General features: G+C 67.9%; 11 protein-coding genes and 1 pseudogene. 6 read left to right on the top strand and 6 right to left on the bottom strand.

Features of this window, described 5'->3' with window-relative positions:
- From AC2VOP_RS03135 to AC2VOP_RS03125, 3 genes are all read right to left on the bottom strand, one after another.
- Positions 1-983: DUF4185 domain-containing protein (locus tag AC2VOP_RS03135; RefSeq protein WP_486959618.1), on the bottom strand; the 983-nt coding region annotated here is incomplete at its 3' end.
- 127 nt (positions 984-1,110) lie between these two features.
- The gene (locus tag AC2VOP_RS03130) at positions 1,111-2,151 is read right to left on the bottom strand and encodes an aspartate-semialdehyde dehydrogenase (RefSeq protein ID WP_486959617.1); all 1,041 of its coding nucleotides are present in this window, start codon (positions 2,149-2,151) and stop codon (positions 1,111-1,113) included.
- Complete coding sequence (locus tag AC2VOP_RS03125) at positions 2,151-3,416, bottom strand: aspartate kinase (RefSeq protein ID WP_486959616.1); 1,266 nt, start codon at positions 3,414-3,416, stop codon at positions 2,151-2,153. Before AC2VOP_RS03125 ends, AC2VOP_RS03130 begins: the two co-directional genes overlap by 1 nt.
- Before the next feature lie 284 nt (positions 3,417-3,700).
- Here AC2VOP_RS03125 and AC2VOP_RS03120 point away from each other — a divergent pair, with 284 nt between their 5' ends.
- From AC2VOP_RS03120 to AC2VOP_RS03105, 4 genes are all read left to right on the top strand, one after another.
- A complete protein-coding gene (locus tag AC2VOP_RS03120) occupies positions 3,701-4,285 on the top strand; it encodes an IS607 family transposase (protein WP_486959615.1) in 585 nt (194 codons plus the stop codon).
- Position 4,286: 1 nt separating this feature from the next.
- Positions 4,287-5,666, top strand: coding sequence for an IS607 family element RNA-guided endonuclease TnpB (gene tnpB, locus AC2VOP_RS03115; protein WP_486959614.1), 1,380 nt, complete (start codon positions 4,287-4,289; stop codon positions 5,664-5,666).
- A gap of 94 nt (positions 5,667-5,760) precedes the next feature.
- Positions 5,761-5,997: a hypothetical protein gene (locus AC2VOP_RS03110; RefSeq protein WP_486959613.1), complete on the top strand. Its 237-nt coding sequence runs from the start codon at positions 5,761-5,763 to the stop codon at positions 5,995-5,997.
- A 10-nt stretch (positions 5,998-6,007) separates the two neighbouring features.
- Complete coding sequence (locus AC2VOP_RS03105; RefSeq protein WP_486959612.1) at positions 6,008-6,250, top strand: hypothetical protein; 243 nt, start codon at positions 6,008-6,010, stop codon at positions 6,248-6,250.
- 230 nt (positions 6,251-6,480) lie between these two features.
- Here AC2VOP_RS03105 and AC2VOP_RS03100 read toward each other — a convergent pair whose 3' ends face one another.
- Positions 6,481-6,981 (bottom strand): GNAT family N-acetyltransferase, encoded by a 501-nt coding sequence (locus AC2VOP_RS03100; RefSeq protein WP_486959611.1) that lies wholly within the window; start codon positions 6,979-6,981, stop codon positions 6,481-6,483.
- A pseudogene (locus AC2VOP_RS03095) lies at positions 6,978-7,287 on the bottom strand (type II toxin-antitoxin system TacA family antitoxin); the annotation flags it as partial. The pseudogene AC2VOP_RS03095 and the gene AC2VOP_RS03100, both read right to left, overlap by 4 nt.
- Before the next feature lie 305 nt (positions 7,288-7,592).
- Here AC2VOP_RS03095 and leuA point away from each other — a divergent pair.
- Complete coding sequence (gene leuA, locus AC2VOP_RS03090) at positions 7,593-9,425, top strand: 2-isopropylmalate synthase (protein WP_486959610.1); 1,833 nt, start codon at positions 7,593-7,595, stop codon at positions 9,423-9,425.
- 35 nt (positions 9,426-9,460) lie between these two features.
- Positions 9,461-9,853 carry an SHOCT domain-containing protein gene (locus AC2VOP_RS03085; protein ID WP_486959609.1) on the top strand — a complete coding sequence of 131 codons (393 nt, stop codon included), beginning with the start codon at positions 9,461-9,463 and terminating at the stop codon, positions 9,851-9,853.
- Between the two features lie 13 nt (positions 9,854-9,866).
- On the opposite strand, the gene AC2VOP_RS03080 is transcribed toward AC2VOP_RS03085, so the two are convergent.
- Positions 9,867-10,859, bottom strand: a complete 993-nt coding sequence (locus tag AC2VOP_RS03080; protein ID WP_486959608.1) for a DEDDh family exonuclease — start codon at positions 10,857-10,859, stop codon at positions 9,867-9,869.
- Positions 10,860-11,053 lie beyond the last annotated feature (194 nt).

Genomic DNA, 11,053 nt, shown 5'->3' with positions numbered 1-11,053 from the left:
GGGTCGCTGTTGTTCCACTGGCTGACGAACACCCGCAGCTCGTCCAGCGTGGACCCGGGCGAGATGTAGCCGCCGTAGGGCTGCGCGAGCCGGTTGTCGAACGGTGTCGGCAGGCTCTCGGCGGGCTCAGGCCAGTCGGCGTGCTGCACCACCGTGGTCACCGGCACGCTGCCCAGTGACGTCGGGTGGTCGGCCACCCGCACCTCGATGTTTCCGGTGCTGGCGTTGAAATACGACAGCACGGTTTTGCCGTCGATCTGCCGCACGCTCAACTCGCCGACCTTGTCGTCCCAGAGCGGGGTGGGCAGCTTGTTCCAGCCGCCGCCGGGCCCGGCCGCCCAGCCCTGCCAGGCCGACCGGTTGGTGAACTCCTCGGGTGTGGCCCGATAGAGCACCACCGGCCCGCTGCGGTCGAAGTTGTCGGCCACGATGTACACCCAGCCGCTCGGCGAGTCCGGCACCGGGATCGGGTCGTAGTAGCCGCTGATCTGAGACTGTCGGCCGTCCTGATAGGCGCCGTCACGCACCGAACCCGGTACGGTCTGCCAAAGGCCCTGCGCCGGTTCGGCTTTCACCAGTCGCGAGGTCTGCGGCACCAGCATTTTGGTGGTGGTCACCATGAGGTAATTGGTCCGATTGATCTGCACCACGCCGGCCGGCAGCTGGGATGCCCCGGCCGGTGACTTGTCGGACAGCAGCGGCTGCCGGACGCCGATGACCCCGGTGTAGCGCACCCCGGCCAGGTCGTCCACCGACTCGCCGTCGACACGCAGCGCGATCGGTGAGTACCAGCCGCCGAACCCGACACCCTGGCCGGCGAAGCTGTCCCCGCAGACCTGCAGCACCGCGGTGGGGAAGTCCACGAACTCACACAGATCGGTGGCGCCGATGCCGTAGTCGCCGGTCGCGGTTCCGGTGCCGGCCACCGGGCCAATCCTGATCACCTGCCCCTCGGCCAGCGGGAACAGGATCGGCATCGGCATCGGCGCCGGTGGGTCGGCGCTGACCGCCGGAACACCTTGTGAGGCAAGAAGATACAGCGCAGATGCAGTCGACAACGCACACCGCGAAACCCCGCGGGCGGTCAGCGGGGCCGGGCGCACCCGCGGATCATAACGCTGCCAGCAGCTCGGCGATCTGGATGGTGTTCAGCGCCGCACCCTTGCGCAGGTTGTCTCCGGAGACGAACAGCGCCAGGCCACGCCCGTCCGGCACCCCCGGGTCGCGCCGGATCCGGCCCACCAGCGAATCGTCCACCCCGGCGGCGGCCAGCGGGGTGGGCACCTCGACCAGCGTCACCCCCGGCGCGCCGTCGAGCAGTTCGGTGGCGCGCTGCGGCGACAGCGGCCGGGCGAACTCGGCGTTGATGGACAGCGAGTGGCCGGTGAACACCGGCACCCGCACACAGGTTCCGCTGACCGCCAACTCTGGGATGCCGAGGATCTTGCGGCTCTCGTTGCGCAGCTTCTGGTCTTCGTCGGTCTCCCCGCTGCCGTCGTCGACGTAGCCGCCCGCCAGCGCCACCACGTTGAACGCGATCGGTGCGACGTATGTCTTCGGTGGCGGGAAGGTGACCGCGTCGCCGTCGTACACCAGCTGCTCGGCGTCGTCGCAGACCGCCCGGGCCTCCTCGGCCAGCTCCTGTACCCCGGCCAGCCCACTGCCGGAGACCGCCTGATAGGTCGAGACCACCAGCCGGACCAGCTGCGCCTCGTCGTGCAGCGGCTTGAGCACAGGCATCGCGGCCATCGTTGTGCAGTTCGGATTGGCGATGATGCCCTTCTTCAGCGGCAGCGCACCGGTGACGTCACGGTCGAAGTTCACCTCGGAGACCACCAGCGGCACGTCCGGGTCCTTGCGCCACGCCGACGAGTTGTCGATCACCGTCACCCCGGCAGCGGCAAACCGCGGCGCTTGCACCCGCGACGCGGTGCCACCGGCGGAGAACAGCGCGATGTCCAGCCCGGACGGGTCGGCGGTCTCGGTGTTCTCGACCACGATCTGCTGGCCGCGGAACGCCAGTTTTCGTCCCGCCGACCGGGCCGAGGCGAAAAACCGCAGGCTGGTCGCCGGGAAGTCGCGTTCGTCGAGCAGCGTGCGCATCACCTGGCCCACCTGGCCGGTGGCGCCTACGACACCAAGGGCAACCATCAGCGCCCCGTTCCCGCGTACACGGTGGCCTGCTCCTCGCCGCCGAGGCCGAACGCCTCGTGCAGCGCCACGACGGCTTTGTCCAGTTCGGAATCGCGGCACAACACCGAGATTCGAATCTCGCTGGTGGAGATCAGGTCGATGTTGACCCCGACCTCGGCCAGCGCCTCACAGAACGTGGCGGTGACCCCGGGGTGGCTGCGCATGCCAGCGCCGACCAGCGACACCTTCCCGATGTGGTCGTCGTAGCTGACCGCGCTGAAGCCGATCTCGTCCTTGAGCGACTCCAGCTTCGCCACCGCGGTACGCCCGTCCGCGCGCGGGCAGGTGAAGGTGATGTCGGTTCTGCCGCCCTCGATCTTGGAGACGTTCTGCAGCACCATGTCGATGTTCACGTCGGCGTCGGCGACGGCACGAAAGACCCTGGCCGCATAGCCGGGCAGATCGGGGATGCCGACGACGGTCACCTTGACTTCGCTGCGGTCGTGTGCAACTCCGGTCAGGATGGGGTCTTCCATGGGGATGTCCTTGATCGATCCGAAAATGGTGGTGCCCGACCGGTCCGAGTACGACGACCGGACGTGGATCGGGATGTGGTAACGGCGGGCGTACTCCACGCAGCGCAACATCAGCACCCTTGCGCCGCAGGCGGCCAACTCCAACATCTCCTCGAAGGTGACGGTGTCCAGCCGCTTCGCGTTGGCCACGATGCGCGGGTCGGCGCTGAAGATGCCGTCGACGTCGGTGTAGATCTCGCAGACGTCGGCGCCGAGCGCGGCGGCCAGCGCCACCGCGGTGGTGTCCGAACCGCCGCGTCCCAGCGTGGTGACGTCCTTGCTGTCCTGGCTGACGCCCTGGAACCCGGCCACCAGCACGACCTGGTCGTCATTCAGCGCGGCCTGCAGCCGGCCCGGGGTGACGTCGATGATCTTCGCCTTGCCGTGCGCTCCGGTGGTGATCAGGCCGGCCTGCGAGCCGGTGAACGACCGCGCCTGGCAGCCCATCGATTCGATGGCCATCGCCACCAGCGCGTTGGAGATCCGCTCGCCGGCGGTCAGCAACATGTCCAGTTCCCGCGCCGGCGGGTCCGGGCACACCTGCGCCGCGAGTTCTAACAGGTCATCGGTGGTGTCACCCATCGCCGAGCAGACCACGACCACCTCGTTGCCGGCTTTCTTCGTTTCGACGATGCGCTCGGCCACCCGGCGGATCGCGTCGGCGTCGGCCACCGAGGACCCGCCGTACTTCTGCACGACCAGCGCCACTGTCGTCCTTCCCGGGATGGTGGATGTGGGCCGACCACCAGGATACGTAGGTGAGCGCGCCCCGGTGCCGCCACGCACCGGCCGCCGCGGCCGGCCCGCCAAAAGGGCCGGCGGCTGCCCCGGCTGGCCGAGCTGGGCGGAGCCGCGACCTGGCGCACCACCACGGTGAACCGTTACGGGCTAGCGACACCGGTCAATAACGTGACAGTGCTCCGATAGGGGTTGCCAGCTGTTGCGGGTTGAGTGGTCGGTAGTTGTCGGTGGTGTGCTGTAGGAACGGAAGCATGAATCTGGCGACGTGGGCGGAGCGCAACGGTGTGGCACGGGTGACTGCGTATCGCTGGTTTCGCGCTGGGTTGTTGCCGGTCGCGGCGCAGCGAGTGGGTCGGCTCATTCTGGTGAGCGATGCGGTAGCCGAGACGGCCCGGCGTGGCCGGACGGCGGTGTATGCGCGGGTGTCGTCAGCGGATCAGAAAGCTGATCTGGATCGGCAGGTGGCGCGGGTGACCGCGTGGGCCACGACCCAGCAGATCCCGGTCGATAAGGTCGTGACCGAGGTTGGTTCTGCGCTCAACGGGCATCGCCGCAAGTTTCTTGCTCTGTTACGCGATCCGGCGGTGACGCGGATCGTGGTGGAGCATCGCGATCGGTTCTGCCGGTTCGGCTCTGAGTACGTCGAAGCCGCACTCGCCGCGCAGGGCCGTGCGCTGGTGGTGGTCGACTCGGCCGAGGTTGACGATGACCTAGTGCGGGATATGACAGAGATTCTGACCTCGATGTGCGCTCGGCTTTATGGCAAACGCGCGGCGGCCAACCGTGCTCGCCGTGCCGTGGCTGCTGCTGCAGCCGATGACGCGGAGGCGGCCTGAGATGGCGCGGTTCGAGGTTCCCGACGGCTGGTGTGCGCAGGCGTTCCGGTTCACGTTGGACCCAACCGAAGATCAGGCTCGCGTGTTGGCCAGGCATTTCGGCGCCCGGCGCAAGGCCTACAACTGGACCGTCGCGCAGCTGAAAGCCGATATCCAAGCGTGGCGTGAGACCGGCGTCGTGACGGCCAAACCGTCGCTTGCGGTGCTGCGCAAACGCTGGAACACCGTCAAAGACGAGGTTTGCGTCAACGCCGAGACCGGGCAGGTGTGGTGGCCGGAATGCTCGAAGGAGGCTTACGCCGACGGCATCCGCGGCGCGGTGGACGCCTACTGGAACTGGCAGACCTCCCGCGCTGGTAAGCGTGCCGGGAAACGCGTCGGGTTCCCGCGGTTTAAGAAGAAGGGCCGCGACGCTGACCGGGTGTGTTTCACCACCGGCGCGATGCGAGTCGAACCCGACCGCCGCCACCTCACGCTGCCGGTCATCGGCCGTGTCCGCACTCACGAGAACACCCGCCGCATTGAGCGGATGATCTCCACAGGCCGGGCGCGGGTGCTGGCGATGAGCGTGCGCCGCAACGGCACCCGGATCGACGCCACCGTGCGGGTGCTGGTGCGCCGCCCCCAGCAGCCCGGCGTTGCGCTACCCGATTCGCCGGTGGGTGTCGATGTCGGGGTCCGGCGTCTGGCCACCGTCGCCGACGCCGCCGGGAATGTCATCGAACGGGCGCCGAATCCGCGCCCGCTCGATGCCGCGCTGCGCGAGTTGCGGCACGTTTCCCGTGCCCGGTCGCGCTGTGTGAAAGGCTCACGACAATACCGTGAGCGCACCACCGAACTGTCCCGGCTGCACCGCCGGGTCAACGATGTCCGCACCCATCACCTGCACGTCCTGACTACGAGGCTGGCTAAAACCCACGGCCGCATCGTCGTCGAGGGATTGGACGCGGCGGGGATGCTGCGGCAAAAAGGGCTACCGGGGGCACGCGCCCGGCGGCGCGGCCTCTCCGATGCCGCCTTGGGCACACCGCGCCGGCACCTGTCCTACAAGAGCCGCTGGTACGGGTCGCAACTGGTGGTCGCCGACCGCTGGTTCCCTTCGTCGAAAACCTGCCATGGCTGCGGGCATGTGCAAGACATCGGGTGGGACGAAAAGTGGCAATGCGGCAGCTGCTCGGCAGTCCACCAACGTGATGACAACGCCGCGATCAACCTCGCACGCTACGAGGACACCATTAGCGTCGTCGGCCCAGTTGGGGCCGCCGTCAAGCGTGGAGCCGACCGTAAGACCGGGCCTCGCCCGGCAGGTGGCTGTGAAGCGCGGAAGGGAGGCAACCGCACGGCTGCCGAACAACCCCGAGACGGGGTGCAAGTCGCATGATCACTAAAGATCACTCACTTGCAACGGCGTAGCAGTGGAACTGGACGGCGCAAGGAGACTTGACAGCCCAGCGTACTGCAAGGAGACTTGACAGGTGGAACTACGGCCCAGCGCCTACAAGCATGGGAAGTCCAAGGAGGACATCGAACATGCCTTCCGCAACGCACTGCGGATCGTGCCCTACGAGTACCACGGGGAGGAACGACTGCTCATCATCGGACCCGCGCGGAACGGCTCACTGCTGGGGCTGGTCGCGGTTCCTGCGGAGGACCCCGACCGCATCATCCACGCCGATGACCTGTACCCCGCGCACTACGACTACTTGAAATGAGGTGAACCCCATGACTGTCATCCACGACAACACCGGGCTCGACCAGGTGAGTCCAGCCACCCACCCCGCCCGCGACGCGGGACCGTTCCGACGTATCGTCGCAGCGGTCGAAGCTGTTCGACAGGCCGACACCGAGCTGATCGGGGCCGTCCGGCAGGCCCGCGACGCGGGAGACTCGTGGACCGCTATCGCGGTAGCTCTCGGCACCACCCGGCAGGCCGCACAGCAGCGGTTCGGGAAGCTGACCGACTGACCCGGCTATGCGACCGGGGACGTCACCGCCCAACCCGCAGTATCACCAGCAGCTGCGATGGCCAACTCGATGATCTCCCGTCACCACCCGTTGCAGGCGGTTGCTGTACCTGGTGGCGACACACCGGTATCTGCGCGGGCGTCAGCGGAACTACGATCCGCAGAAGCTCTCGGCGAAGCGATGTAACTGTTCGTGCGAGCCATGATCGGTGACGAGACTGTTGACCGGCGTCACGGCTCGATGAGCACGCGGGCATCCTTGATCAGCAGCAGCAGATGCAGCGGATCCGTCGGGGACGGCGCGGAGTCGAAATGCAGGTAGAACGCGCGGGCCTGGTCATGCAACGCATGAACGAGGATCGCCCGAACCCCGATCACGTCAGCCACCTGCACACACCGCGTAATCGCATCCCGCAGCAAGTGCGACCCCAGACCCTTGCCCTGCTCTTTGCGGTCAATCGCCAACCGTGACAACAGGATCACCGGAACCGGATTGGGCATGTTACGTCGAACCCGGCCCGGCACCGCGTGGTGTTCCACCCCCGCCGAGGCCAACGCATAGAACCCCACCACACGGTCACCCCGGCACGTCACAAAACAGCGTGACGCCCCAGCGGCGTGGTTGGCCAAGGCTCGCGTACGCAGGTACTCATCCAAGCTGGGCTCACCACTGTCGAACGTCGCCAGGTCATCGTCGTCGCTGATCGGCCGCGGCGAGCTGTAGCCGCTCACGCCTCGTCGAACATAGACGGCTCGGCGAACAGCTTCTCGAGCCGCGGCTTATGCGACACCGGCCGGTCCAGCACGGCCAGGAACTCCGCCCACGCCGCAGCATCAATCGCAAACAGCCGACGATCGGCCAATACGTCGCGGGCATGCGCCAGCGTCGCCGTGACCGTGAAATTGGTCAGGTCGGTCCCCTCCGCCTCGGCAGCGCGACGAATCAGCGCGGCCTGCTCAGGGGTCAGGCGCACCGCGAAACGCTCCGTCTTCGTAGCCATAACACCTCATTGTGTGCCTGATAGGCACACAATGCAACCGGCCGACGCGCGCTCACCGCAGGTCCGCGACCCCGCTCCCACCGGACGTGAATCGGCACAACCCTCGACCGTGTCGTGGCGCCGCCGACACTCGACCACCTCGGCCGTTAAGCGGCGTTGAGCCGTGGCCGGCTCCGCACGGGCCGGGCTATGCGACGCCTACCCCGACGCGGTAGAGTGCACGACGTGCAGCGGGTGCTCCTCCTCGGACGCCGCGACGGGGTCTGATCCAGACCGGCTTCCCGTCGCGGGTGTTCGCGACGAGCCGGTCTGAGGTCCATCCGACAACCCGGAGCAATCATCGTGACTACTTTTTCCCGACCATCACCCGACTCGTTCACGTCCGCCCGGAGGGCCACCAAGCCGTCGGGCCCGCCCAACCCTGGCCAGCCCGGGTGGAACCCGCAACGCGGGTCGTCGATGCCGGTCAACCGGTACCGCAGCTTCGCCGACGAGGTCGAGCCGGTCCGCCTGCCCGACCGCCGCTGGCCGGACCGCGTCATCGACCGGGCACCGCTGTGGTGTCCGGTCGACCTGCGCGACGGCAACCAAGCGCTGATCGACCCGATGAGCCCGGCCCGCAAGCAGCGGATGTTCGATCTGCTGGTGGCGATGGGCTACAAGGAGATCGAGGTCGGTTTCCCGTCGGCCAGCCAGACCGACTTCGACTTCGTCCGCAAGATCATCGAGGACGGCGCGATCCCCGACGACGTCACCATCCAGGTGCTCACCCAGTGCCGCGACGAGCTGATCGAGCGCACCTTCGAAGCCTGTGCGGGCGCGCCGAAGGCGATTGTGCACTTCTACAACTCGACGTCGATCCTGCAGCGCCAGCTGGTGTTTCACGCCGACCGGCCCGCGGTGCGCGAGATCGCGGTCGCCGGCGCGCGAAAATGCCTGGCAGAGGCCGCCAAACAGCCCGGCACCCGGTGGCGGTTCGAATACACGCCGGAGTCCTACACCGGCACCGAGCTGGAGTACGCCAAGGAGGTCTGCGACGCCGTCGGCGACGTCATCGAGCCGACGCCGGACAACCCGCTGATCGTCAACCTGCCGGCAACCGTCGAGATGGCCACCCCCAACGTCTACGCCGACTCGATCGAGTGGATGAGCCGCAACCTCAATCGCCGTGAGTCAATTGTTCTTTCGCTGCACCCGCACAACGACCGCGGCACCGCGGTCGCCGCGGCGGAGCTGGGTTATCAGGCCGGGGCGGACCGCATCGAGGGCTGCCTGTTCGGCAACGGCGAGCGCACCGGCAACGTCTGCCTGGTGACGCTGGGCCTGAATCTGTTCTCCCGGGGCGTGGACCCGCAGATCGACTTCTCCGACATCGACGAGGTCCGTCGCACCGTCGAGTACTGCAATCAGCTGTCGGTGTCCGAACGGCACCCCTACGGCGGCGACCTGGTCTACGCCGCGTTCTCCGGCAGTCACCAAGACGCCATCAACAAGGGCTTGGATCAGATGAAGCGCGACGCCCACGCCGCCGATTGCGATGTGGACGACATGCTCTGGCAGGTGCCGTATCTGCCGATCGACCCGCGCGACGTCGGCCGCACCTATGAAGCGGTGATCCGGGTCAACTCACAGTCCGGCAAGGGCGGGGTGGCCTACATCATGAAGACCGACCACGGGCTGGTGCTGCCGCGGCGGCTGCAGATCGAATTCTCCAAGGTGATCCAGAAGATCGCAGAGGGCCCGGCAAGTGACGGCGGGGAGGGCCGCGAGGTCGGCCCCAAGGAGATGTGGGACGCCTTCGCCGAGGAGTACCTGAACCCGGTGCGGCCACTGGAGCGGATGCGGCAGCGGGTTGTCGCCTCCGAGGCCGATGGCGGCACCGACCGGATCGAGGCCGTCGTCAAGCGCGACGGCGTGGAGACCGAGATCACCGGTGTGGGCAACGGCCCGCTGGCCGCGTTCGTCGACGCGCTGAGCCACATCGGCGTCCACGTCCACGTGCTGGACTACTTCGAGCACGCCATGTCCACCGGCGAGGCGGCACAGGCCGCGGCCTACGTCGAGGCAGAGGTCGGTGGACACACGGTGTGGGGTGTGGGCATCGCGACGTCGATCACGACTGCATCACTTCGCGCGGTGGTCTCTTCCGTCAACCGGGCGGCGCGGTTAGCCTGACCCGAACGGTAAGCCGACCGAAAGGGAGTTCACGCATGCATTTCGACTGGGACGCGTTGTGGGGGCTGATCTGGTACTCACTGGTGGTGTTCGCGTTCATCGCGTACCTGTTCATCTTGGTCTACATCATCATCGACCTGTTCTGGCGGGACCACACGACGTCAGGCTGGGCCAAAGCCGGCTGGGTGCTGTTTTTGTTCCTGTTCCCGCTGCTGACGGCGCTGGTGTACCTGGTCGCCCGCGGCGACGGCATGGCGCAGCGGGCCCGCGAGTCGGCCGCCACCGCCAAGAAGGAGGCCGACGCCTACATCCGGCAGGCCGCCGGCCGGTCGCCCGCCCAGGAGATCGCCGACGCCAAGCAGCTACTCGACGCCGGCTCTATCAGCCAGAGCGAGTTCGACACGCTCAAGGCCAAAGCGCTGAGCTAAGTGGGCTGGGGCGTCAGAACAGGGCGAACTGCTCGCCGGGCACGCCCTCGTCGACGAAGTGATCGACGTCGACGCCGGCGGCCACCGTGTCGACGCAGTCCATGAAGGCCGCGTCGGACACCGTCGGCACGCCGAGTTCTTGGGCCAGGTAGCCCTTGCCCTGTAGCGGCCGGGGCTCGTTGCAGATCACTAGCGAGGTGTCGGCGTCGACGGCGTCGGTGTAGGCCAACCCGGCGTGCAGGATGCGCTCGACCAATTCCTCGTGGGTGCGGGTGCACTCGGCCGACAGTGCCACCCGCATGCCCTGCACCAGCGGCCGGCCGCAGACGTAGCGACCCGGGTTGGCGTAGCGGCACGGCATCCGCGAGGCCAGCGACTTCAGCGGTCGCAGCTGGTCGTGGGTGACCCGGCCGTTGGGCCACCGGTGCCGGGTCACCGGCCGCACCGGCAGCCAGACGCCGCGTTCTTCGGCTCGCTGCAGCGCCGCCGTCAGCACGCGGGCCAGCACCTGTGCGTCGTCGAGCGCGTCATGCGGCCGGGTCTGGGTTACGCCCCAATGTGCGGCGAGGGTTTCCAGCCGTAGGTTGTCTAGGCCCAGATCGAGCCGCCGGGCCAGCTCCACGGTGCACATCACGGCGTCGACGGGCACCTCGGCCTCGGCGATCTCTGCTTCGGCGGTGAGGAAGGCGTAATCGAAAGCGACGTTGTGCGCAACCAGCGTGCGCCCTTTCAGCAGCGCGATCACGTCGTCGACGATGTCGGTGAACGTCGGCTGCCCCGCCAGCATGGCCGCGGTCAGCCCGTGCACATGGGTGGGCCCGGGGTCGACCCCCGGGTTGACCAGGCTGACGACCGATTCCTCCACTCGGCCGTCCGGGTCGAGCGCCAACACCGCGACGCTGAGGATGCGGGCATGGCCTGGGCGGAAACCCGAGGTTTCGACGTCGAGGACCGCCCAACCCGGGCCGGGCTCTCCGGTCGGCCGGCCCCAGGCTGCGCAACTCATGCACCGAGGATGGCACGCGTCGACGACAAAGGCCGGTCGCCGGGTTGTCGTGTCGTGAACTTAAACTGCGCGGGTGATCACCGCCCGCGGACGCCTGGCCCTGGCCGCTGGGGCGGGCGCGCGGTGGGCGTCGCGGGTCACCGGCCGCGGCGCCGGCGCGATGATCGGCGGCCTGGTCGCGATGACGCTGGACC

The organism is Mycobacterium sp. TH-M106, assembly GCF_057473765.1.
The sequence above is the reverse complement of the archived record's forward strand: the minus strand, read 5'-3'. Positions and strand labels throughout refer to the sequence as shown.

Excerpts from the sequence above, each read along its gene's own strand:
- AC2VOP_RS03120 (WP_486959615.1), top strand. The coding sequence starts at position 3,701 with ATGAATCTGGCGACGTGGGCGGAGCGCAACGGTGTGGCACGGGTGACT.
- AC2VOP_RS03105 (WP_486959612.1), top strand. The coding sequence starts at position 6,008 with ATGACTGTCATCCACGACAACACCGGGCTCGACCAGGTGAGTCCAGCC.
- tnpB (WP_486959614.1), top strand. The coding sequence starts at position 4,287 with ATGGCGCGGTTCGAGGTTCCCGACGGCTGGTGTGCGCAGGCGTTCCGG.
- AC2VOP_RS03085 (WP_486959609.1), top strand. The coding sequence starts at position 9,461 with ATGCATTTCGACTGGGACGCGTTGTGGGGGCTGATCTGGTACTCACTG.
- AC2VOP_RS03130 (WP_486959617.1), bottom strand. The coding sequence starts at position 2,151 with ATGGTTGCCCTTGGTGTCGTAGGCGCCACCGGCCAGGTGGGCCAGGTG.
- AC2VOP_RS03080 (WP_486959608.1), bottom strand. The coding sequence starts at position 10,859 with ATGAGTTGCGCAGCCTGGGGCCGGCCGACCGGAGAGCCCGGCCCGGGT.